This is a genomic window from Acinetobacter tianfuensis (genome assembly GCF_003611465.1).
GTDB classification, from domain to species: Bacteria; Pseudomonadota; Gammaproteobacteria; order Pseudomonadales; family Moraxellaceae; genus Acinetobacter; species Acinetobacter tianfuensis.
The window spans coordinates 1-22,630 of sequence record NZ_RAXV01000017.1; the positions used below are offsets into that span (position 1 = coordinate 1).

20 protein-coding genes and 1 pseudogene are annotated in these 22,630 nt (G+C 41.1%); 10 read left to right on the forward strand and 11 right to left on the reverse strand.

Annotated elements, in window-relative coordinates; translation table 11 throughout:
• Together D7V32_RS08865 and D7V32_RS08870 are read left to right on the forward strand one after the other, a co-directional pair.
• The coding region (locus D7V32_RS08865; protein ID WP_213072547.1) for a hypothetical protein at positions 1-263 on the forward strand (263 nt) is incomplete at its 5' end.
• Positions 264-304: 41 nt separating this feature from the next.
• Positions 305-1,996 carry a tetratricopeptide repeat protein gene (locus tag D7V32_RS08870; RefSeq protein WP_120402529.1) on the forward strand — a complete coding sequence of 564 codons (1,692 nt, stop codon included), beginning with the start codon at positions 305-307 and terminating at the stop codon, positions 1,994-1,996.
• Positions 1,997-2,115: 119 nt separating this feature from the next.
• On the opposite strand, the gene D7V32_RS17880 is transcribed toward D7V32_RS08870, so the two are convergent.
• The 3 genes from D7V32_RS17880 to D7V32_RS08880 form a co-directional block, all read right to left on the reverse strand.
• Positions 2,116-3,051, reverse strand: coding sequence for a lipase family alpha/beta hydrolase (locus D7V32_RS17880; protein WP_322898859.1), 936 nt, complete (start codon positions 3,049-3,051; stop codon positions 2,116-2,118).
• Positions 3,029-4,024, reverse strand: a complete 996-nt coding sequence (locus D7V32_RS17885) for a hypothetical protein (RefSeq protein WP_322898860.1) — start codon at positions 4,022-4,024, stop codon at positions 3,029-3,031. The genes D7V32_RS17880 and D7V32_RS17885 overlap by 23 nt, the downstream gene beginning before the upstream one ends.
• Positions 4,025-4,095: 71 nt before the next feature.
• Complete coding sequence (locus D7V32_RS08880) at positions 4,096-5,175, reverse strand: zinc-binding metallopeptidase family protein (protein ID WP_120402530.1); 1,080 nt, start codon at positions 5,173-5,175, stop codon at positions 4,096-4,098.
• A 198-nt stretch (positions 5,176-5,373) separates the two neighbouring features.
• Here D7V32_RS08880 and D7V32_RS08885 point away from each other — a divergent pair, with 198 nt between their 5' ends.
• Positions 5,374-6,768, forward strand: a complete 1,395-nt coding sequence (locus D7V32_RS08885; protein ID WP_120402531.1) for a methylenetetrahydrofolate reductase C-terminal domain-containing protein — start codon at positions 5,374-5,376, stop codon at positions 6,766-6,768.
• A gap of 19 nt (positions 6,769-6,787) precedes the next feature.
• Here D7V32_RS08885 and D7V32_RS17890 read toward each other — a convergent pair.
• Positions 6,788-6,924: pseudogene (locus tag D7V32_RS17890) on the reverse strand (epoxyqueuosine reductase QueH); the annotation flags it as partial.
• Positions 6,925-7,251: 327 nt separating this feature from the next.
• Here D7V32_RS17890 and D7V32_RS08895 point away from each other — a divergent pair.
• Complete coding sequence (locus tag D7V32_RS08895; RefSeq protein ID WP_120402533.1) at positions 7,252-8,166, forward strand: LysR family transcriptional regulator; 915 nt, start codon at positions 7,252-7,254, stop codon at positions 8,164-8,166.
• Positions 8,167-8,189: 23 nt separating this feature from the next.
• Here the strand turns inward: D7V32_RS08895 and D7V32_RS08900 are convergent, their stop codons facing one another.
• Positions 8,190-9,605 carry an aminotransferase-like domain-containing protein gene (locus D7V32_RS08900; protein WP_120402534.1) on the reverse strand — a complete coding sequence of 472 codons (1,416 nt, stop codon included), beginning with the start codon at positions 9,603-9,605 and terminating at the stop codon, positions 8,190-8,192.
• 183 nt (positions 9,606-9,788) lie between these two features.
• Here D7V32_RS08900 and D7V32_RS17285 point away from each other — a divergent pair, with 183 nt between their 5' ends.
• From D7V32_RS17285 to D7V32_RS08910, 3 genes are all read left to right on the forward strand, one after another.
• Positions 9,789-9,947 carry a hypothetical protein gene (locus tag D7V32_RS17285; RefSeq protein WP_171407625.1) on the forward strand — a complete coding sequence of 53 codons (159 nt, stop codon included), beginning with the start codon at positions 9,789-9,791 and terminating at the stop codon, positions 9,945-9,947.
• A 304-nt stretch (positions 9,948-10,251) separates the two neighbouring features.
• Positions 10,252-11,877, forward strand: coding sequence for a long-chain-fatty-acid--CoA ligase (locus D7V32_RS08905; RefSeq protein ID WP_120402535.1), 1,626 nt, complete (start codon positions 10,252-10,254; stop codon positions 11,875-11,877).
• 251 nt (positions 11,878-12,128) lie between these two features.
• Positions 12,129-13,016, forward strand: coding sequence for a DMT family transporter (locus tag D7V32_RS08910; RefSeq protein WP_120402536.1), 888 nt, complete (start codon positions 12,129-12,131; stop codon positions 13,014-13,016).
• A gap of 56 nt (positions 13,017-13,072) precedes the next feature.
• Here the strand turns inward: D7V32_RS08910 and D7V32_RS08915 are convergent, their stop codons facing one another.
• Complete coding sequence (locus tag D7V32_RS08915) at positions 13,073-13,510, reverse strand: DUF2147 domain-containing protein (RefSeq protein WP_120402579.1); 438 nt, start codon at positions 13,508-13,510, stop codon at positions 13,073-13,075.
• 700 nt (positions 13,511-14,210) lie between these two features.
• Here D7V32_RS08915 and D7V32_RS08920 point away from each other — a divergent pair.
• Entirely contained in the window at positions 14,211-15,908 is a 1,698-nt protein-coding gene (locus D7V32_RS08920; RefSeq protein WP_120402537.1) for an NAD-dependent malic enzyme, read from the forward strand.
• Between the two features lie 38 nt (positions 15,909-15,946).
• Here D7V32_RS08920 and yddG read toward each other — a convergent pair whose 3' ends face one another.
• The 3 genes from yddG to D7V32_RS08935 all read right to left on the reverse strand — a co-directional run bounded on the left by yddG (position 15,947) and on the right by D7V32_RS08935 (position 18,136).
• Complete coding sequence (yddG, locus tag D7V32_RS08925; RefSeq protein WP_120402538.1) at positions 15,947-16,876, reverse strand: aromatic amino acid DMT transporter YddG; 930 nt, start codon at positions 16,874-16,876, stop codon at positions 15,947-15,949.
• Between the two features lie 136 nt (positions 16,877-17,012).
• The gene (locus D7V32_RS08930; RefSeq protein WP_120402539.1) at positions 17,013-17,705 is read right to left on the reverse strand and encodes an LrgB family protein; all 693 of its coding nucleotides are present in this window, start codon (positions 17,703-17,705) and stop codon (positions 17,013-17,015) included.
• The gene (locus D7V32_RS08935; protein WP_120402540.1) at positions 17,705-18,136 is read right to left on the reverse strand and encodes a CidA/LrgA family protein; all 432 of its coding nucleotides are present in this window, start codon (positions 18,134-18,136) and stop codon (positions 17,705-17,707) included. Before D7V32_RS08935 ends, D7V32_RS08930 begins: the two co-directional genes overlap by 1 nt.
• A 100-nt stretch (positions 18,137-18,236) precedes the next feature.
• On the opposite strand from D7V32_RS08935, the gene D7V32_RS08940 reads away from it, so the two are divergent.
• Positions 18,237-19,139: a LysR family transcriptional regulator gene (locus tag D7V32_RS08940; protein WP_120402541.1), complete on the forward strand. Its 903-nt coding sequence runs from the start codon at positions 18,237-18,239 to the stop codon at positions 19,137-19,139.
• 135 nt (positions 19,140-19,274) lie between these two features.
• On the opposite strand, the gene D7V32_RS08945 is transcribed toward D7V32_RS08940, so the two are convergent.
• Together D7V32_RS08945 and D7V32_RS08950 are read right to left on the reverse strand one after the other, a co-directional pair.
• Positions 19,275-20,255, reverse strand: coding sequence for an ABC transporter substrate-binding protein (locus D7V32_RS08945; RefSeq protein WP_120402542.1), 981 nt, complete (start codon positions 20,253-20,255; stop codon positions 19,275-19,277).
• 2 nt (positions 20,256-20,257) lie between these two features.
• Positions 20,258-20,845 carry an ANTAR domain-containing response regulator gene (locus D7V32_RS08950; RefSeq protein ID WP_120402543.1) on the reverse strand — a complete coding sequence of 196 codons (588 nt, stop codon included), beginning with the start codon at positions 20,843-20,845 and terminating at the stop codon, positions 20,258-20,260.
• A 400-nt stretch (positions 20,846-21,245) separates the two neighbouring features.
• On the opposite strand from D7V32_RS08950, the gene D7V32_RS08955 reads away from it, so the two are divergent.
• Positions 21,246-22,601, forward strand: coding sequence for an MFS transporter (locus tag D7V32_RS08955; protein WP_120402580.1), 1,356 nt, complete (start codon positions 21,246-21,248; stop codon positions 22,599-22,601).
• The last annotated feature ends 29 nt before the right edge of the window (positions 22,602-22,630 follow it).

The following is a 22,630-nucleotide window of genomic DNA, read 5'->3' on the forward strand; positions in this document are numbered from 1 at the left end:
AGCAAAATCAGCAAAATCAGCAAAATCAGCAAAATCAGCAAAATCAGCCAAATCAGCCAAATCAGCCAAATCAGCCAAATCAGCAGAAAGCGCTAGAACAGTCTACACCGCTGCAGAATAAAACGACGAAGAACCCTCCCGCAGAAACACCAATGGATCAGCCCGTCCGTTCAGCAGGTTACCGCTCTGAAGCTGCTGCGCCAGCAGAAAAATTACAGCAAGCAGATGACATTGATTCACGTTTAAGAGATTCGAGCTACTAAATGCTGAAACAAAATTAAGATTACAGGATGTATTAATAAAAATGTACACGTCTTCAAAGAAACTGATCCCGTTGATCATCAGCCTGTTTGCCTCATTAACGCCTGTTATGGTCTATGCTTTGCCTTCACAGGAGCAATTTGATCAAACCATGCAGGAGTTGATGAGCTCATCTGCCAGTCATCATCATCAGCCGTTCATTGCACAGCTGACGCAATGGGCAAAAGAAGGTCATGAACCTTCACAGGTCAACTTAGGGCAAATGTATCTGCAAGGAGATTTTGTTCAAAAAAATTTACGTTTAGCATATGAGTGGACGAATACCGCTGCGGCAAGAAATAATCCTAAAGCGCAAAATAATTTGGGCAAGATGTATCTTCGCGGTATTGGCGTAAAAAAAGATACTCTAAAAGCTTATGAGCTGTTCGGGAAAGCGGCTCAGACTGGACTTTCAGATGCAAACTACAACTTAGGCCTGATGTTTGAGCAAGGCATAGGTGTTGAGATGAGCATGCCTTATGCATTCAGTTATTATTTTAGGGCTGTTAAAACAGAGGCGCCGCAAATGTTCCAGCAAAATATGGGGCGGGCCAAGCAAGGCAATCCAATCGCGCAAAATGATTTAGGCTATATGTATGTTATTGGATTTGGGACAGAAAAAAATTCACAGCAGGCGCTTTACTGGTTTGAGCAGGCCGCTAAGCAGCAACTGCCAGAAGCAATGAATAATTTAGGCGTCTTGTATGACGGCTTTGGCGAGTTTATACCTAAAAATTTTGATCCTGGCTATTACAAGGCCATTAAACACTACAGATCATCTTTAACTAATGGGCGTTCTATTGAAAATGCCGCTGCGCGGGTCAGCTTGAATCATAATTTAGCAAATCAGTATTTTTCTCAGGCTTTAAAATTAGGGCATCCTGCAGCTCAGTTCAATATGGCCAAAAAACTTGAAACAGGCTTGGGTGTGAGTGCTGATCAGCAGCAAGCAGTGCAGCTTTATCAGGCTGCGATTGTACAAGGCTTTACTTTGGCCGAATACGAGCTGGCGCGTATGTATATGAATCAAAACAATGAGACTGGCAGATCTAAAGCTCTACCGCTGTTTGAAAGCGCTGCGCGTAAAGGTGACAGTCGTGCCATGAATTATTCGGCATTACTTTCTGGAAAGATGATTGATATTCCTGGGTGGTTCAATCCAGTACACAGCAGTGGACCTGAGGAATATCAGCGCTGGCTTAAAACACAGCAGCGTGACCAATTGATTGATGAAGATTATACAGAAGCCGGTATACAAAAACTGCAGCAGCAAGCGCAGAAGGGCAATGCATCGGCGCAATATAAGCTGGCATTATTTCGTATAGAAGGCTTTAAATATTTGCCGCAGGATTTCAAAGAAGCGGAAAATTTGTTGAAAGCAGCGGCTGCACAGGGAAACGCGCACGCAATTTACAAATTAGGCTGGCTGTATTCTCGGGAGTATGTATTTGTACCTGCAGATACATCTGATACCAGTTTATTTTCCAGCTATAAATATGCAATGCCTTACTTTAAAGCTGCAGCAGATCAAGGTGTACCTGAAGCATTGCTGGAGCTAGCGATGACTTATCATAACGGAATGGGAGTAGAAATGAATCCAGCAATGGCGGTGAGCTACTACCGTCAAGCAGCACAAAGCGGTCTACCTCCTGCGGTAAGATGGATAAATAGATTTAAAGAAAGTGACCGCAAATAAAGCTGAAATGATCATGCTGATCTAGAAAGTATCTGGGCTTTCCATAAATTGCGGCACAACTTATGGAAAGCTTAGAGCCCCTTTGGACAATTCAAAAAATTCGATAAAGCATTCTATTTTTATTTATCTAAATGCTCATGCAAAATATGGCGCAGTTCAATTAACGTTTCGGGTTCGGCATGTATAGAATGTCCGCCTTTTAAAATTGACTCTGAAATAGCGCCATCCAAATGCGAACTTGCATAAGGCACAATACCATCCGACATGTTTTGTTTATCATCTGACTTGCTTGCATTGCCAATAATGGAATGATAAATCATCCCAGACTTTGGCTGGACGTTCTGCGTTAGGGCCATAAAGCGTGAACTTGGCCGCAGGTCATCTGGGCCAGAGTGAATCATGCCTTCTGTGCTATTTTTTGAGTTTAAATGAACATCTACTTGCTCAAAGAAGCTGACAGGCAGTTTCACCAATTTCTTCGCAATATTTACATACCATGTTTCTGCCAACTCACTGCCGCGATGAGGCGCCGCAACAAAAATAGCGCGGCTAAACGGCGGCAGCGGTTTAAATATAAAACGCTCACGAATGATCGGATTACGCTGCAGCTGAATATTCTGTTCATAATTAAGCAGCGGTACAGCTTGTGCATTGATGTCTGCATCACTCACGAGTAAACGGCTGATGACACCGCCCATACTGTGGCCAATAAGAACCGCATCGTGCGATGAAACAGAATTTGGTTCAACTTGAGTAAAGGCCTGTTTCAGCAGAGCATGAATTTGAAAACGGCTTTCAAAAATTGGCATATTGGTAGAGTAAAATACTTGCCAAACTTGATAATGCTCACGCAGCTTTGCATCACCCATAATATTATTGGTTAAGGAAACCCAAGTTTCAGGACTGCTGGCAAGGCCATGAATCATCACAATAATTTTTTTATTTGGCTGATAAGGTTCTAGCTTGAATAAGTGCGGCATTTGCAGACGTTCTTCACGGTTCAGCAGCGTCCAATAACCTGCTGTACCTAACTTATTTTCTAAGCCATAAACCAAAAGGCACAGAGTAATTTACCGTCAGCGTGTAATCTTGTCCCTGAATATGAGCGCTCTGGTACAGGTTTGGGTCAATCAGCTGAATTTTAAATTCGGCCTGACCTGAGAGCACTTGCGCTGCAGTTGCCTCAGGCTGTACAGGCAATGCAATGCTGCTGAGCGCCAAATAACGCGGATCACGAATATTAGGATTGCTTTTGTCTTGGTAAACGCTTTCTGGATCGAGTATGAATGGGCTATTCTGCTGCGGCATCGCTTTTTGAATGACAAATTCAGCGCCAATGCCTTCCTGACGGTTAATGCGGTCTAAACATGTAAAATTTAAGTTATAGCTGGATTGCAGCTGGCTGATTTGAGCATTGAGCAGACTCGGATATTTTGATATATCTATAGCATATTCAGATTTGCCTACCTGTATGTTTTTAGGAGTTTTCGCCGCAGTTTTTGCTTTTGCAGTCTTTAAAATAATTTGCGACAAAGCGACATTATAGAATGTGCGGACTTGGCCTTGTCTTAAATCAAAAACACGGCTGGAAGGGCTATGCGGCGCATAGAACAAATATACAAAGCTATTACGTAAGCTTTTATCTAAGTAGCCTAATTGCTCAGCTGTACAGCTGTCTGCAGATTGATTTGACGTACAGGCTTTAGCATTATTCATTTGCAGCGCTTTTGATAAATAAAGTTCACTGACGGCTGCATAAACTTGTTCTTTATCTAAAGTATTTTCTGCATGCAATTGGGCTGCACATTCGTTGATATGAGCCAAACATTGAGAAGTTTCAATCGCTTCTAAGGACAAAAGCTGCCGAGTCGCTTCACTCAAATGATGTGTGGTTAAAATACTGTCGTTCTTTTGCGCTAAAGATGTACTGAGCTGATTTTCTTGTAATTTTATCAGCTGGCAGCCAGACAGCAGACTCAAGCTAAGCAGGCTTAAAAGACTTAAACGGAATGTTGGCAGCGTCGGCATATAATAGACCCAAATATACTTGGGCATATTTTAACTGAATCTGATTGTTTATGTGCAAGTGGTGCTCGGCCTTAACTTGCAGCGGCAGAAAATACTTTCTCTAATATATGCTTATGAATAAATTTCAGTTTGTTGAGAACTGCATTGGATAAAGTAAATGGGTAGGCATCATCCAGCCCCATGCTTCTATTCAGCGCATTTAGATTAAATGTTAAGGTTATCCAGTGCTGCAGCAGCAAATCAAAATTTTTTCCGCCTATTGGATTTTCAAGCATTTCAAGATTTTTTAAGCCATTTTTATTGGTACGGACTTCTAAGCCTGCATAGTAGGCGGTTTCCAGAGTGTCCATCATATGTAAATAATGCGCCCAAGTCTCTGCCCAGTCCTCCCAAGGGTGAGTGCTGGCATAGGAGCTGACAAAGGATTCTGGCCAATTATCTGGCGGGCCGTCTTCATAGTGCTTTTTTAAGGCTTCAGTGTAGTCCTGCCGCTCATCGCCAAATAGTTCACGAAAATCATGTATTAAATCTGGGTGTAAATGCTGAATTAAATCAAAATAATAATGGCCGCTTTCATGGCGGAAATGTCCCAGCAGTGTTCGATAGTTTTCGCCCATTTTTATGCGCGTCGTCTCACGGTAAATGACATCAGCTTCACTTGCGTTTAAAGTGATTACCCCGCTGGCATGGCCTGTCATCACAGGGAAGTCTGCTTGCGGCATCAGAAAATTAAAACGCAGGCCAAAACGGTCATCATCTGTTTTTTTGGGGCGCGGCATAATATTTAAGCGCTGCATTAAATATAAAAAACGGCGTTTGGCGTGTTCTAGACGTGCCCAATACACAATATGGTCAGGGTTATCCAGGCTTGGAATGATGTGCGTCAGCTGACAGGATTCACAGTAAATTTCCTCGCTTTCTATCGGAATCACCCAATTGCACACACTGTGATGCTGATAGTTATAACAAGGTTTATAACGTTTGCCCTTGAGCGCAGGATTGAGTGCTAGCCATAAGTTATTGCTGTATTTTTTGAAGCTGCCCATATCTTTTTCAGATGCAATATAGCCAAGCGCAGTTTGACAATTCACACAATATGAATTTGCAAAAAACACTTGATTACCGCATTCAGCACATGCGAAATACTTCATAGGCCACCTAGATTTTTATTCTTAATTTCAATCTTTTTTCTACAAATAGGTATTTTTGCACAGTTTATTTTTCGGCTATAGCAACTTTTTGTGATTTTTTAACAGCAGGTATTTCACTATGAGACTGTAGCCTTGAAAGCAGACCTAGAATTATAATATGTGGCTTCTTGATATTTACTTTATAGTTTTAGCGCTTTTATGTCTTTGCTTTCTTCCTATCTCCAAAGCGGTCAATTTTGTATTTTAGTAGAATACCTCACATCACTGAATGAGGTTTTTCCTGTAAGAAATCAATTTGCAGGCTATCCCGCCGTGATGACGCTAGCAGACCGCGTACATTCAGACCATGATGTATCTCCCTTAGAGGCAAGCAAAAAATATCCGAAGGATGCTGAAAAAGTGCTGCACTTTGCAGGTAAAGGCAGAGATATTCAGGATTTTGAAAGGTTTTTAGCACAGGCTAAAATTGCGAATATTCAAAATTTATTGCTGCTGACTGGCGATAAGCTAAAAGAGCATCAAAATGGGAACAATGCTGTGGAGCGCAGCCGCTATTTAGAGTCGGTGAATGCCGTCATGGCCGCAAAAAAAGCAGGCGGGTTTTGTATTGGAACCGCATTTAATCCATTTAAATATGCCGAAGCAGAACGTGATGCGCAATATTTAAAATTGCACAAAAAAATCAAAGCGGGCGCAGATTTTATTATTACCCAATTGGGCTATGATATCGCTGCATTAAAGCAGGCGAGGGCATTTTTAAAACAGCATCATTATGCACAAAATATATTGGCATGCGTGATGCCGCTAAGTTGGGCGCGTGCTAAATTTATGCTGAAACATAAAGTGGCAGGCATTGTGATTACACCGCATATGTTCAAGGTTTTAGCCGATGAAAAAGAGGCGGGATTAAGCGAGCAGGTTTATTTACGCTGTGCTTTGCAAATATTGATCTGTAAACAATTGGGTTTTGCAGGTGTTGACCTTTCTGCTTGTCATAAGCCTGAAGAGCAAATGCTGCTGGAGCGTTATATAGAGCAATATAGCCATTTAGATTTGGATGCACTTGAAAGGCTGTGGAATCAATTATGGAAAATACAAAGCGGCCACGAGTTTCAGCCTGAATTAAACTATTTTTCCCGTCCCCCATCATCAAGTCAGCTGATCAAATATCACCACCTGCATCTTATGCATGATGCGCTGTTTGATTCGAAAGTTGCCCGAGGTTTGGGACGCTTTATTTTTAAAGCGTCATTTTGGGAGCGTGCATCTGCAGCGAAAACCTTACTGAAAACAGAATATATCAGTAAACATGGTGTTGTAGGCTGTGAAAGCTGCGGGCAATGCCGTTTGGGTGATACCTTATATATTTGTCCTGAAACCTGTCCTAAAGGTTTAGCCAATGGCCCTTGCGGCGGTACAAGTTTAGACCGCTGTGAATTTGGCGACCGTGAATGCATCCATTCAGTAAAAGCGCGGCTTGCTAAAGCTGTACAGCAAACACAGGTCTTAAAAGAAAAGCTGATTCCAGCTGTGCCTATTGCTGTTCGGGGCAGCAGTTCTTGGAAAAACTGGTATTTAGCGGAAGAGGCCTAAACACAGATTTTTAATCCTCTTCCTGCGGGTAAAATGATTCTTTTTTGCTGATCCCAGCATGCGTACAGCACCGCCATTTTTACGCCAGTTATAGTCCCAGCAGGTCATCTCTTTATAATGTGAAGCAGAATGATGTCTGCAATCATTCATCTGCTGCTGTTTGCAATTTTGCTGCACAGCTTTGCATTTAAAATAAGATTGAATATCCATATAAAATATTGAAAAGCTATTTTGTCTTTTGCGCTGTTATATTTCAGCTATTCAGTATCTTTTATGTTGTGCGGAATGAGCGCCGTCACATCACTTAATCGAATGTTTCAGTCGCGCGGAAGCATTTTTGAACTTAATCATTTCATTCTAAGACTATGGTATTTTACTGCTTGCTTACAGACTTAAGGCCACGATAATGTATAAAATAGAAAGATTCAAAATATGTAATGGCTCAGCTATGCCTTGCTGACGCTAAAAGGTTTAGAACGACTCATGGAATTGAGACAATTACGGTATTTTACTGCTGTGGCGGATGCGCAGAGTATTACGAAAGCAGCCGAAAAGTTAAACATTGCACAGCCGCCGCTGACGCGGCATATTCAAAATTTGGAAAGCAGTTTAGGAACAAAGCTGTTTGAACGTGAGAGCAGGCCGCTGCAGCTGACCCAAGCTGGTCATTTTTTTTATTTGCATGCGAAACAGCTGCTGTCTAATGCGGACGAAATTAAAACCATGACGCAGCGTATTGCTGCAAATAATCAAAGTTTACGCATCGGCTTTGTTAATTCGCTTATGTATGGCGTAATGCCTAAAATTATTCATTTGTTTCATACGCAGCACTCGGATGTCCATATTGAATTGCTGGAAATGAATTCGCATGAGCAGGCCTCGGCATTGAGAGAAGGACGTATTGATATTGGCTTTGGCCGTTATTGTATTGCCGATGTCGCATTACGCAGGGTGCTGCTGAGAAATGAAAGCTTGGTGCTGGCAGTACATGCCAGCCATGCTTTAGCACAGCAAAAACAAGGAATTTACTTAAAGCAGATTGCAGAAGATCAGCTATTTTTATATCCCAATTCGGCTGGGCCAAATTTTGCGACATATTTGCTGCAGCGTTTTACGGAATGCAGCCTGATCCCGAAAAAACAGCAGTTTGTACGGGATTTACAGTTAGCTTTAGGCCGTGTTGCATGCGGTGTCGGTATTTGTGTTGTGCCGCAAAGCGCCGCAGCGCTGCAGCTGGCAAATGTGCATTATTTACCGATTTTAGATTGCGCGGCCGTCAGTCCGATCTATTTAAATGTACGGCAAAATGAGGACTGTGAACATATCAATTCACTGTTTGACTGTATTTATCAAGTGTATGATCTAGAAGCAATAGCATATGAAAGAGCAGTACTCTAATACGGTTTACTGTTAGAGAAAGTTCAGCCTTTTTCAGCTATGTTATCGGCAATGACGCGGCATAGCTGCTGCAAAGCTTGTTCTATATCCGTATGAAGCTCATAAGAGCAATTTAACCGGATACAATTTTGCAGGCTGTGTTTGGGCCTGAACAGCAAACTCGGAGCAATGCTGATTTTATGCTGCAGCAGTGTTTGGTAAATATGGTAGCTGTCACAATATTCGGGCAGTTTAATCCAAAGGAAATAACCGCTAGGATAAATATCCACTTTGCATTGCTGCGGTAAATGCAATTTTAAATAATCATAAATGACTTGTTTGTACTGAGCTAAGCGTAAACATAAATGCCTTAAATGCTTTTCATAGTGATGCTGCGATAAAAAGTCGACCAGCGCATTTTGTACCAAAGGGCTGACCGATAAAGTACTCATGAGCTGCAAATGCTGAATAGCATCTGAAAATTGACGTGCATGAATCCAGCCTACACGCGTCCCCATACCCAAAGACTTTGAAAAGGTCGAACAATGCAGCACTCGCTGATGCTGATCAAAATAAGTCATCGGCAGCGGTTTTTTCCCGCCATAATTCAGTTCTAAATAAACATCATCTTCAATCAAATAGACTTGATACTGTTCTAACAGCGCTGCGATTTTTTTCTTAATGTTATTTGAAACTGTATATCCGAGCGGGTTTTGGGTGTTTAGCATAAGCCAGCACACTTTAACAGGATACTGCTGAAGGGCTTTTTCAAAGGCTTCTATATGCAGACCAAATTCGCTGTGATCGGGAATAGTAACGACTTGTAAACCTAAGCGTTCGGCCGCTTGCCATGCACCATAAAATACCGTTTCCTGCAGTAAAATAACATCTGAAGGCTTGGTCAAAGCCTCTAATGCTAAATTTAGAGCATTTAATGCGCCAGATGTAATGACAATGTCATCTGAGTTGCATTGCACGCCTTGCATCATATAGCGGCTGGCAATCATTTGGCGCAGCGCTAAATTGCCTGGAGGCATGTTGTCATTATTTAAGTAACTTTGTTTTCGTTTCGCATGCTGCGCTAAAAGCTGCATAAATTTTTGGTTGAAGAGCAGCTCAGGATTTGGAAAAGCAGATCCGAAAGGGATAAAGCCCGCAGCTTGTGTATTTTTAAGATAATGAAATACAGCAGAGTTAATTTGAATATGTTCAGCTGCATGTACGCCTGCATTCAGCAGCGTTTGGCTTGCGCTGCGCTCATTGACATAATATCCAGATTTATCTTTGGCATAAATGATGCCTTGTGTTTCCAGTGTCTGATAGGCATTCAGCACAGTAATCAGGCTATAACCGGAAATCTGCGCCTGTTCACGCAAAGATGGCAGCTTTTCATGTGCTTTCCATTGGCCGCTGTCAATAAGCTGACGTAAATGCAGAGCCAATTTTTCGGATTTAAACATTTTATATACTTTAAAATCTGTACCTATATTTTGTATAAAATACCTGATAAAACGTAAAAAGTTGACTAAAATAATCAGAAAAGCAGGAATCTGTTATATTTTTTTAAAGCTTTTTTGTATCTACAGACTGAATCTCGTTTATACCATAATGCTGTTATTAGCTCACACGAAACAGGTGCAGATATGAGTCAAGAGCCGCAAAACAAAGCGCCAAAATATGCTGACAGCAGTATTTCAGATAAAGCATTTAAAAATATGATCATCTGGTTTGCTGTATATGCAGGTTTATTCTGCTTAGGTGTAGCCATTGCAGTAAATGCAGACAAATTAAATATGGGCTAGCCAAAAGCAAGCTTTAGCTCCTCATGATGTAAAAAGCCCAAAATATTTTGGGCTTTTTATTGCTATATCTTTTTGCAGCATTAAATTGGGGGCCAGCTGCAGTCCTGAAGAAAAATGTGAAACACTCGACCAAAGCATTAAATAACTAAATGTAAAAACAGTAGTCAAAAGTAAAATTCTAAGTTAATAATAATTCAGAGCAATTTAGGCATATTTTTGTGCTATTTGTTTTGCGGCAATAAAAAAAATTGAACACATTAAAGTCCATTGATGGACTAAAAATATAGAGATAAAGGAGCAAAACATGCTTGGCAATATGATGTTTCAGCCATTACTTATCAGCAGTATGATTGAACATGCGGGACGCTATCACGCAGATGGATTAATTATTTCACGCAATACTGATCTCAGTATGGTAGAGACCACATGGGCGAAAGTTCGAGATAATGCTAAGCGCTTTGCAAATGTTTTGCAGTCATTTGGTTTGCAAACCAGTGATCGAGTCGCAACAATTGCATGGAATAATCATCGTCATTTAGAGTCATGGTATGCAATTTCGGGCAGCGGACTGATTTGCCATACTATTAACCCGCGTCTGTTCCCAGAACAGCTGGTTTTCATCGTAAATGACGCAGCAGATAGAGTTCTAATTTTTGATAAAACATTCTTACCTTTGGTTAAAGCTGTGAAGCCGCTGTTAAAAACTGTGGAAAAATTTATCTGTTTAGATGCAGCCGATTCAGCAGTCAGTGAGGCAATGCCTGATGTTTTATTCTATGAAGACTTAATTGCGGCTCAAACACCAGATTTTGAATGGCCTGAACTGGACGAGTTAAGCGCAAGTTCTCTTTGCTATACCTCTGGTACTACAGGCAATCCTAAAGGGGTATTGTACAGCCACCGTTCGACTACACTGCATAGCTACGCAATCTGTATGCCAGACTCACTGAATATTTCAGCACGTGATGTCATGATGCCTGTGGTCCCGATGTTCCATGTCAATGCATGGGGAACGCCATATGCAGCAGCTATGGTCGGCTGTACGGTTGTGCTTCCCGGTCCTGGCTTAGATGGAGCAAGCCTCGTCAATCTTATTGATACATATAAAGTATCAGTTGCACTTGGCGTGCCTACAATTTGGCAAGGCCTCATTGGCGCAGCGCAGCAGTCGGGGTCAAAATTAGAAAGCCTGACCCGAAATGTTGTCGGCGGCTCTGCTTGTCCGCCAGCCATGCTGCGGGTATTTAAGGAACAGTTCAACTGTGAAACGCTGCATGCATGGGGCATGACAGAAACCAGTCCGCTTGGCACTTCAAACCAGTACAAAGCTAAGCATATGCACCTTTCAGAAGAAGAAAAGCTGAAAATCCGCTTATCTCAAGGCCGTCCGCCATTTGGTGTCAGCTTGCGCATTACAGATGAAGAAAATGGCACAAATGAAATTGAGCGTGATGGTCACACCTCTGGCAATTTACAAATTAAGGGACACTGGATTGTTGAAAGCTATTTTGGCAAAGAGCAATCAGCATTAACGTCAGATGGCTGGTTTGATACTGGTGATATTGCAACGCTGAATGATGATGGCTACTTATCGATTAGTGACCGTTCAAAAGATTTGATTAAATCAGGCGGTGAATGGATTTCATCTGTTGAGCTGGAAAATTTGGCAATGGGTCATCCTAAAATTGCAATGGCTGCCGTGATTGCCGCTGAGCATGAAAAGTGGGATGAACGTCCAATTTTAATTGCCATTAAAAAACCAGAGGCAGATTTAACGGATACTGAAATCTTAGACTATTATGCAGACAAAGTAGCTAAATGGCAGATTCCAGATAAAGTGATTTTTGTGGATGCAATTCCTTTAAGCGGTACAGGAAAAATGCTCAAAAAGGACCTGCGTGAGCAATTTGGCAAAGTTCTTTTAAGTTAAATAATAAGATGCCGCGTATATATTGCGCGGCATCTGCTGTTATTTAAGCGTCATCTTTTCAGTTGCCATATACCAGTAAAATAAATATGTGTTTCAGCATCGTTTCTAATTTTTAAAAAATAATAATAACTAGATTTTTAGACAAAGATAAAAAAGTTCAATGGGTTAAATTCTATTTTTACTCGAATTACGCTTCGAATAGGCGTAAATTAAACTCCAATATTCACATAACTCCTGCCTTTGGAATCTTTATGTTCTCCAGCTGGATACTTTTTACGCTCATGGCTGCATTTATGCAATCTTGGCGCAATGCATTTCAAAAACAGCTCAGTACAACAGTCGATGTTTACGGCGTTACATTGGCCCGCTTTTTATTTGGTTTGCCTTTTGCCGCAATATATATCACTTGGCTATATCAAAGTTATCCAATTGCAATACATGCAGAATTTACAGCAAAATTTTGGGTGTATATTTTCTTTTCAGGTTCAAGCCAGATTTTAGCCACCATTTTAATGGTGATGCTTTTTAAGCAGAAAAACTATGCTGTAGGTGTTGGTCTTGCTAAAAGCGAAGCGATATTGGCTGCTTTAGTCAGTGCAGTTTTTTTACAGGAGTTTCTGAGCTTCTGGGGCTGGATGGGGGTGCTGATAGGCGGCGCAGCTGTCTTCTTGTTAAGTAAAGGCGGCGGAATTAAGCAGCTTTCTTGGCCGACACTGCTGATTGGCATCGGCAGCGGTCTAAGTTTTGCCATCACATCATTATTAGTCCGTGAGGCAAGCCTTGAATTGGAGAGCCTGCCATTTTTACACCGCGCTTCTTGGGTATTGCTCTGTGTGATTGCTTTTCAGTGCATCAGTATGCTGCTGTATCTTGGACTATTCAGCCGCCCAACACTTAAAGCCATGTGGGAACGTATAGGTCTAACGTTTAAAGTCAGTGTGTGCAGCTTCTTAGCATCATTGGGCTGGTTTACAGCGATGAGTATGCAGTCCGTTGCGATTGTAAAAACTTTGGGACAAATAGAAATTTTATTCAGTCTGCTTATTTCAGCATTCTTTTTCAAGGAAAAACTGGCGAGAACAGACCACTGGGGCCTACTGCTTGTTGTAATTGCAGCCATGATGGTCATTTGGGCTTAAAGCGGAGCTGCATAAAAAACGGCTCAATCGGAGCCGTTTTTTATATCTTACTTAATTTAGTTAACACGAATCCATGTTTGACTGCGGCCTAAGGCCGATACGCCAATGTAGCCGCGGCCCTTTAAGGTCTTACCATCTTGAGATAATTTGGCATTAAAACTGTAAGTTTTTCCATTTTTAGGGTCCGTAATCTTCCCGCCATCATAGGTGTTTTTGCCTGTGTTTTTTAGGCCAGAAACAATCTGCAGGTTCTTTAATGGCTTGTTATGGTATTTACCTGTGCATTTCACGCAGCTCTCAGCTTCACCGGGGGTAAATACATCGACAATTTTTGCGCTCAGCACACCGTTTGATGTTTCTTTAAACTCAACAACAGACATTGGTTTTTGGGTTGCATCATCAATGGTTTTCCATTTGGTGCCGTTCAGCGGGTCGGCAGCCATTGCCATCGCAGAGATAACTGAGAGTCCAAGTACAGCAGCTATTTTTTTTATCATCATTATGACCTCAATTTGATTGATCTAAGCATTGTTCTGCTTAATGAAGGTTTATTGAACAAAATGCTGAGGGCATTATACCTATCAGCAGATTGCCTGCACCGCAGTGTTCAAGGCTTGTTTAAAGCATCTATAAAAAAGTAGCAGTGAATGTGGATTTTTCTTGTGTATATGTGACATATGTTTATATGCATGCAAAATATCTACACTATTTGTTTATGGCCTGATGGGCTGAAATGCCAAAGATTATTTATTAAGAGAATAAGGCAATGTTGCCGAAAGCAGTATTTTGACCACAGTTTGATATAAAGCTATTCACTTTTTATCTTAATTTAAATAATAGTTTAAACAGATTGATTACATTTAGCTGGGAAATGCAATATGCCGTATATATTTGTTATTATGTAAAAGCAGCTCATATTTTTTATATGAGTAAAAATTTACTTTTATCATCTAATGGTTAAAAAAATATAACGCTGTACTCTTTTTAGGCTTAAAAATACGATTTTATCTCATGAATATTGTATTTTGATTGTTTTTAAATCTTTATTCTTGGTCTAAATTGTTTGAGTTTAGGTATTTATTATATGAATGATAAAAGTGCTTTATTTTGAGTTAAGCTATACAAATAATCTATAAAACGGCCGCTGTAAATTCTGCTTGCAGCGCCAAGAACATCAATGAAATGAGTGTATTCATGTCTAGTGCAAATCCAGCTAAACGTCCTTTATATATTCCATATGCAGGGAATACTTTGCTTGAACTTCCGCTGTTAAATAAAGGTTCGGCCTTTTCAGAAGAGGAACGCTCAAATTTTAACTTACATGGGCTTATGCCGCATGTAATTGAAAATATTCAAGAGCAAAGCCAGCGCTCTTATCAGCAATACAGTTCATTTAGTGATCCAATCAATAAACATATTTATTTGCGCAACATTCAAGATACCAATGAGACATTGTTTTATCACTTAATTGAAAGTCATTTAACAGAAATGATGCCGATTATTTACACGCCGACAGTCGGAGAGGCATGTCAGCATTTTTCAGATATTTACCGCCGTCACCGAGGCATATTTATTTCGTATGCAGACCGTCAGCATGTTGATGATATTTTGTATAACGTCAACAAAAAGAATGTCAAAGTTATTGTGATTACAGACGGTGAGCGGATTTTAGGCTTAGGTGACCAAGGTATTGGCGGCATGGGTATCCCGATTGGCAAGCTGTCTTTGTATACGGCTTGCGGCGGTATCAGCCCTGCATACACCTTGCCGATTACTTTAGATGTCGGCACGAATAATCAGCAGCTGTTAAATGACCCGATTTATATGGGCTGGAGCCAGCCTCGTATCAGCGGTGATGAATATTATGAGTTTGTAGATACCGTGATTGAAGCGATTCAAAAACGCTGGCCAGATGCTTTAATTCAATTTGAAGATTTCGCTCAAAAAAATGCAATGCCGCTGTTGGAGAAATACCGAGACAAAATTTGCTGTTTTAATGATGATATTCAGGGGACAGCAGCAGTGTCTGTCGGCAGTTTAATTGCGGCATCACATGCATCAAATAAACAATTGAAAGATCAAGTCGTTGCATTCCTTGGCGCAGGCTCAGCAGGCTGCGGCATCGCAGAGCAAATTATTGCGCAAATGCGTGCGGAAGGTTTAACCGATGCTGAAGCAAGAAAACGTGTCTTTATGGTTGACCGTTTTGGCTTGATTACTGAAAATCAGCCTAACCTTTTAGACTTCCAGCGCAAGCTTGCCCAGCAGCCTGAAGATATTTCTCATTGGGCGCAAGCAGATGATATTATTTCCTTATTGGATGTTGTACATCACACTAAGCCGACAGTGCTGATCGGAGTTTCTGGTCAGCCGGGGCTGTTTACGCAAGAAGTCATTGAAACTATGGCGGCCAATTGTGAAAACCCAATTGTGTTCCCATTGTCGAACCCGACTTCACGTGTAGAGGCAGTTCCTGCAGATATTATTCAATGGACTCAAGGCCGCGCGTTAATTGCAACAGGCAGTCCGTTTGCTCCAGTGAACTATCATGACCGCATCATCAATATTTCACAGTGCAATAACTCATATATTTTCCCAGGGATCGGTCTTGGTGTTGTTGCATGTAAAGCATCACGTGTGACAGACAGCATGCTTATGGCATCTAGCAATGCTTTGGCTGAATGCTCTCCAAAGCTGAAAGATCCAGCCGCAGACTTACTGCCGAATTTAGATCAGCTTCAAGAAATTTCAAAAATTATTGCTCTGCGGGTGGCTTTAGCCGCAATGGATGACGGTGTGGCGCCTCGAGTGAGTGAAGAAGCGATAAAAGAAGCGATTGAACGCAATTTTTGGAAACCTGAATACCGTGAGTATAAACGGGTGACTTATTAATTCCGAGTAACAAAAGGCCTGCTTTATGCAGGCTTTTTTTACGTATGTAATATAGGTTTGATGCGCTGCCGGATACTTTGCCAATTGGTGGAAATCCAGCAGATAAAAGAGCCGGCTGTTACCAGCGAAGCGCCTTGCCAGAACTCAGCAGACAGCTGTGCATTTAACACCATCATTGAAATAAGAGATGAAAATAGCGGGCTGAAATAGGAGAGTGTCACCAGCAGAGCAATATTCCCTTTAATAATTCCAATATTCCAAGCGGCATAACCTAAAGCGGTCACAACAGAAACCAGCAGCATATATAGACCAAGCGCCGTATCTATTTTCGGCAAGTCCTGAATACTGAAGTCATGCAGAAAAAACATTTTCAGCCAGAGTACCGCGGTAATCACCGCAAAAAAGAAAGCAATAGGATTGTGGCCTTGGCTGTATTTTTTAGTCATCACGCAGTAAATTGACCACAGTACTGCGCCGATAAAAGCTAAAAGATAGCTTATGGGATTAGATTGTATATTTTGCAGCACAGCTGACCATGAAAAATGGCCAGCACCTGATTGGATCATGACAATGCCGCCAAGACTGACAGCTAAACCCAATACAACAAAAATATTGAACTTCAGCTCTTTAAATGCAATGAGGGCTGCAATCGTTAAGCTTGGCCATAAATAGTTCACCAAGCTGACTTCAATAGCCTGCTGTGCTGTTTGAGCGAAAGCAATGGCATATGAAAAACACAGCTCATAAATTAAAAACAGTAATGTTGAGCTAATGAGATATATACGCGGGATTTCTCTAAGCTTTGGTATACGGAACAGCAGCAGTAAAATCACGGTACTGAAGGTGTACATAAAGGTCACCGCCAGATTAGGCCCAATACTGAAACTGATTTTTTTAAGCAGGCCGACAATCGAAGACCATTGTAAAATTGCGCTGAAGCCAATCAATGTTGCTAAATTTTTTGACATTTCATGCTCGTGTTCGCGCTATTTTGCAGGCTTTAGAGGGAGAGATTGAGTGAGCCGAATTATACGCCGAATAACAGCGATCGTGGTGTTTTAAAACCGCAAAAGCTTAAGATGCTCCTACGGTTTTAAAATTAAATTAGAGCAGCGCGACTGTCCAGCGGATAAGGAACGGGCCAGCTAAAACCATAAATACCCCAGCCAGCACCATGGTTAAACAGGCTGCTACACCTTCTTCGGTATGGCGTGAAAAAGCATGGCTTGTACCAAAACCATGCGCTGAATTGCCAAAAGAAGCACCTTGCGCAAAGTGTGAGTTGAGTTTGAGTGCGGCCAGTATAACGTCGCCGAATACTACGCCAGCTGTACCCGTAATCATGGTAAATAAAATAACAAGCTCTATAGAGCCTCCTATATTGGAAGTCAACTCCATGGCAAAAGGCGTTGATATTGACCGCGCCATGAGGCTATAAGACGTCGCAGTGTCAAACTGGAACAGCTTTGCCAAATAAAATGAGCTCACAATACCAGCCAGCATGCCAACGACAATGCCTAAGCTAATGGCAAAAGCATGTTTTTTAATCATGGCGCGGTAAGTATAAATCGGGATGGCAAATGCAACCGTTGCTGGACCAAGCAGCCACATGAGCCATTGGTTATCATACATATAGGTTTCATAAGAAATATTAAAGAGAACTAGCCCTGAAACAAGAATAATGGGTACAAAGATACCGGGAGCAAATAATATGAAAGGGAATTTTTTATAGAATTTCTTTCCTAGCAAATAGAAAATTATGGTTGCCAGCAAGCAAAAAATAGATGCGGTATTCATTATTTTTCACCTGCTTGCTGCATATTTTTAGCGGTGAGCCTTTTTGCTTTAATTGCATTTTCCAATTTAAAGCCCCAAGCGACTGTATATGCCGTAATGACCATAACAAATAAAGTGCCAAGTACGACACTCAGCACCAGCTGCCAGCCTTGGCTTATAAAGAGGTCTTTATATTTCATAATGCCGACAACACAGGGGATAAACAGCAAAACAAGTTCAGCTAAAATAAAGTTTGAACCTGCCTCAATCCATTCCAGCTTCATTATGCCGCTCAGCAATGCGGCTAATACCAGCAGCAGCCCAATGACACCGCCTGAAATAGGCAAGTTCAGCCATTGCTGGATTTGTGCGCCTAACAGCCAAATGGCAATTAACAGACCTAACTGAAGCAGTATGCGTAAATACTGCTGGATATTGAAAATATTAAACATGATGAAACGGATGTGCAGATAACTTGGCTTTATTTTAAAATTGACCGCATATAAAAATTATGAATAATTGAAAAATAATTATGCTGTTTTGGAATATTTCATGGATATTAAAAATCTAAAAATATTTGTCAGTATTGTTCAGCTGCAAAGTTTCTCCAAAGCAGCAGAAGAGGCCTGTGTAACGCAGCCGACAGTCAGTAAAGCGATTGACGCTTTAGAAGAAGAGATTGGGGCCGCTTTATTTCATAAAGGGCGGGCTGGGCGAAAACGTGATGTAGAGCTAACATATATTGGTGAACATATTTATCAGCAGGCTTTGGCTATGCTGGAGCAGCATAGGCTGATGTTTGAAACAGTTGCTAAAGTCAGCCACTTGAAGCAGGGAAAATTAACCATTGGATTGCCGCCGATAGGTTCATCGATGTTCAGCAGGTTAATAGCGAAATTTCATAAACAATATCCTCAAATAGAATTGAGTTTTTTTGAAGTTGGAGCAAATGGCATCGAAGATGCCATTTTGGCCAGAAAGGTTGATGTTGGCATTATCTTGGGGCATCTTAAACCATTTTTAAACGGCATTCCTATTGTCGATTCTCCGATGTGCTTATTGGCGCGAAGAAGTTCTGGCTGGTCAAAGCGGCAATATGTGTCGCTAAGTGAGCTGAAAGAAGAATCATTTTTATTGTTTAATGACACGTTTCGTTTAAATACAATGATCCTGCAAGCTGCGCAGGATGCAGGGTTTGAGCCAAGTGTAGTGTGTAAAAGCAGCCAATGGGACTTTATAGCAAAATTGGTTGACTCGGATGTCGGTATTGCGCTTTTGCCTGAAAAATACTGTGAGCAGCTAAATAAAGAAAAATACAGCTATAGTATTTTAGAGAACCCCAATATTAATTGGACACTCAGTATGGCATGGAATAGAACCGTAGCAATGAGTCCAGCAGTCAGGGCTTGGCTTGAAATTGTTGAAGATAATTTAGAACAGATCAGCTTTTTCTAAGCTTGACGTTATATGTATGAGTTCAAATTAGATGCAGTATTGATTGCAAAAAGACAGCATTAGCGAATTTATGAGCCTTATTTGCTGCGTGTAAATAATGAAGTCAAAAATGCCTGAGATCAGGCATTTTTATTTTTAACTGATGCATTGTGAGGCGAAGGCTGCAACTTGCTGTTCCTCAAGTTTTAGATCTTCCCATTTCATCATCTGCCGCATAATCCAAATAAAGTCTTGAAGCTTGGGCGGGAGCTGACACCCAAAAGAGCGGATAATGGATTGCAGCTTATGGAATTGTTCAACATATATCTGTTCTGAACAGCTGAAACGAATAATTTCGTATTGTTCCAGCATTTGCCATACGGGCTGCAATGACTGCATATTGCTGATTTCTTGCTGTGCGCGCTGTATCGCTTCTTTGATTGCTTGCAGGGTATTGGGATGTTCTTTGGCCCATACTTGGGTTGTTGCTAAAACTTTGTCTGCAATTTCAGGAATAATCTGACGGCTTTCTGCAATAATTTGGCTATGGCCTTGTATTTGAGCTTGAATATTCCAAGGTTCACCTACACAAAAGCCATCGATTAGATGCGCAGAAACTGCTTCAACCATATATGGCGGCGGCAGGGACGACAAACGGTATGATTTGGCAATATTTTCATCTGCTAAAGCCAGCCATTCACGCAAACAATAATGATGTAAAGACTGCGTAAAGACATGTGCTAATTGAACTTTTGCACCATCTTGAATCCATTGCACTATTCTGTGTGCAGATTCTTGAGGGTTAAGAGCTTGTGTTATACCTGTATCAAAGCAGATCTTTTGGCTTAAGCTGATATAAGCGCGGGTAGTACTTAGTACTAAAGATGTTTGTAATGGAATTCCTAAATGGTCGCCGCCCGTTGCAGCAGCAGGAAGCATGGCAGACAAGCAGTGGGCAGCATCCAATATACCGAAAGCCAAACGGTCGCGTAAACTTGCCCAAGACGGCTCTTTGACTAATTTGACATTTAAGCCTTGTTCAGCGAAATAGCCTTTTTCATGTGCCCAAAGTATGGCTGTGCAATCAAGCAGAGGAATATAGCCTAATTGAATGTTATTTTTTTCAAGCGCATTCATTGTTATTCCTTAAAATTAGACAGCAGTAAAGCTTGAGCATCAATTAAACGGCGGGCCATATCACCCATTGTTATGCGCTGACTCATCGCATTTTTACGAAGCAGAGCAAAGGCTTGTTCTTCTTGAATATGATGAATTTGCATCAGCATTACTTTGGCTTTCTCTATATCTTTACGGTCGGCCAATTTACCCTTGGTCTCATTTAAATCTTTCAGCAGTTTTTTATGTTTTTTAAATTGTTCAATTGAAATCTCTAAAATACTTTCCAGCTTTATCGGGTCAATGCCATCGACAATATACGCTGTAACACCTGCTTCTATGGCATTTTTTATGGTGTCTTTATGCGTATTTTTAGTAAATAGAACAGTAGGCAGATCAAATTGATGAACGCAGTTTTCAATAATATCCCGATGCGGATGATCCATATCCAGCAAGATGACATCTGCTTGCAGACTTTGCAGATCCATATGATTTAAATGGTCAATCATCAGGCAAGCTGTCACCTCGAAATCATGCTCGATTAATGAGGTTTTGATAAATGATGCGCGATCAACATCATCATCGATGAGCGCTATTTTTAATTTTGACATGCAAAAATTCAGGCTTGTCCTGAGATTAATTTTATAAATATAAGCAAATTAAGTGCCAAGAATTTTTAATATCCAAACCTTAAGATCTTGCACTGTATTGATGCAGGTCTGCGTTATAACTATGCGCTGGATATTTTAGAGATGAAATTAAAAATTCAAAAATGAACGCCGTATTTTTATTTATTTTTAATGTCAGTTTGTTTTTAGAAATAAACAATTAAATTACAAATACTTATTTGTTTTTTTGTGAGGGTTGGCACACTCATTGCTTTATCTCTAATGAGTCAAAGACGACTCCAAAAAATTTGTAAGACGGCCAACGACGTCCGCTCTGATCGATCTGAAATGCATGGTTGCTTTTCAGAAAACCCAATACGTTCAGTTCAGGTAGGAGATGGCGATGTCTTCAAATTTAGAAGCAAAAAAAGCAACAAAAATTAGTCTTTTTAGTTTTAGCAGCGCAGCAATGAGAGCCTTCCATATGAGTTGGCTCGCGTTTTTTGTCTGTTTCTTTGCATGGTTCGCATGCGCACCTTTAATGCCTGTGATCGCAGGTGAGTTTCATCTGACTAAAGATCAGATAGCCAATATCAATATTGCTGCCGTTGCGATCACCATTGTGGTTCGTTTAATCGTTGGGCCACTGTGTGATAAATACGGTCCGCGTAGAACCTATACCGCACTATTAATGATCGGCAGTATTCCTGTATTTGGTGTGGCATGCGCCAACAGCTATGAATCTTTTCTATTCTTTCGTTTATTGATCGGGGCGATTGGGGCGAGCTTTGTTATTACCCAATATCACACCAGTATTATGTTTGCGCCAAATGTGGTCGGGACTGCCAATGCAACCACAGCAGGTTGGGGCAATGCAGGCGGTGGCGCAACACAAGCTTTAATGCCGTTAATGCTCAGTGCTTTGGTGATGTTTGGCGTTGAGCAAGCGATGGGTTGGAGAGTTGCACTGATTGTATCAGGTGTGATGATGCTGATTGTTGGAGCAATGTATTGGAAGTTTACGCAAGACTGTCCACAAGGCGACTTTAAGGAACTTCGTGCACAAGGTATCAGCGTAGGTTCAGATAAAAAAGGCGGTGTTGCGATTTTAAAACACGCTGCTAAAAACTACCGTGTATGGATTTTATTTGGTGCATATGCAGCATGTTTCGGGATTGAAATCTTCATTCACAACATTGTGGCAATGTACTACGTGGATCATTTCAGCTTTGGTTTAAAAGAAGCAGGGATGGCAGCAGGAATTTTCGGTTTACTTGCACTATTCGCCCGTGCCTTGGGTGGGATTGTTTCAGACAAAGTGGCAACCAAAAAAGGTTTGGATGGTCGTACTAAAGTATTGTTTGCGATGATTTTAATGGAAGGTTTATTCCTCATTGTATTCTCACAAATGAACACGGCTATCTACGCAATCCTCGCAATGACCGTATTTGCTTTATTTACCCACATGGCATGTGGCGCAACTTATGCACTCGTTCCTTTCATTGATCGTGATGCCTTGGGCGGTGTCGCGGGCATTATCGGTGCAGGCGGTAATGTGGGTGCAGTGGCAGCAGGGTTCTTACTTAAAGGCATGTTGGATATTCAAACCACATTGATGGTACTTGGAGGCTTGGTGGTCATTGCCGCAAGTTGTGTGTTGATGATTCGATTCTCAGTTGAGCATAAAGAGAAAGAGCAAAAATTATTTGAAGCTGCTGTGTTAGAGCGTGATCGTCTTGAACAAAACAATGCCGCTTAAGTGAACAAATAATCGTAAGAATTGAGGAG

Bases quoted from the DNA above. Each gene is read 5' to 3' on its own strand.
- D7V32_RS08950 (WP_120402543.1), bottom strand. From the start codon at position 20,845: ATGTCAAAATTAAAAATAGCGCTCATCGATGATGATGTTGATCGCGCA.
- D7V32_RS08920 (WP_120402537.1), top strand. From the start codon at position 14,211: ATGTCTAGTGCAAATCCAGCTAAACGTCCTTTATATATTCCATATGCA.
- D7V32_RS08945 (WP_120402542.1), bottom strand. From the start codon at position 20,255: ATGAATGCGCTTGAAAAAAATAACATTCAATTAGGCTATATTCCTCTG.
- D7V32_RS08895 (WP_120402533.1), top strand. From the start codon at position 7,252: ATGGAATTGAGACAATTACGGTATTTTACTGCTGTGGCGGATGCGCAG.
- D7V32_RS08900 (WP_120402534.1), bottom strand. From the start codon at position 9,605: ATGTTTAAATCCGAAAAATTGGCTCTGCATTTACGTCAGCTTATTGAC.
- D7V32_RS08885 (WP_120402531.1), top strand. From the start codon at position 5,374: ATGTCTTTGCTTTCTTCCTATCTCCAAAGCGGTCAATTTTGTATTTTA.
- D7V32_RS08940 (WP_120402541.1), top strand. From the start codon at position 18,237: ATGGATATTAAAAATCTAAAAATATTTGTCAGTATTGTTCAGCTGCAA.
- D7V32_RS08880 (WP_120402530.1), bottom strand. From the start codon at position 5,175: ATGAAGTATTTCGCATGTGCTGAATGCGGTAATCAAGTGTTTTTTGCA.
- D7V32_RS17285 (WP_171407625.1), top strand. From the start codon at position 9,789: ATGAGTCAAGAGCCGCAAAACAAAGCGCCAAAATATGCTGACAGCAGT.
- D7V32_RS08955 (WP_120402580.1), top strand. From the start codon at position 21,246: ATGTCTTCAAATTTAGAAGCAAAAAAAGCAACAAAAATTAGTCTTTTT.
- yddG (WP_120402538.1), bottom strand. From the start codon at position 16,876: ATGTCAAAAAATTTAGCAACATTGATTGGCTTCAGCGCAATTTTACAA.
- D7V32_RS17885 (WP_322898860.1), bottom strand. From the start codon at position 4,024: ATGCCGACGCTGCCAACATTCCGTTTAAGTCTTTTAAGCCTGCTTAGC.
- D7V32_RS08910 (WP_120402536.1), top strand. From the start codon at position 12,129: ATGTTCTCCAGCTGGATACTTTTTACGCTCATGGCTGCATTTATGCAA.
- D7V32_RS08930 (WP_120402539.1), bottom strand. From the start codon at position 17,705: ATGAATACCGCATCTATTTTTTGCTTGCTGGCAACCATAATTTTCTAT.
- D7V32_RS08870 (WP_120402529.1), top strand. From the start codon at position 305: ATGTACACGTCTTCAAAGAAACTGATCCCGTTGATCATCAGCCTGTTT.
- D7V32_RS08905 (WP_120402535.1), top strand. From the start codon at position 10,252: ATGCTTGGCAATATGATGTTTCAGCCATTACTTATCAGCAGTATGATT.
- D7V32_RS08935 (WP_120402540.1), bottom strand. From the start codon at position 18,136: ATGTTTAATATTTTCAATATCCAGCAGTATTTACGCATACTGCTTCAG.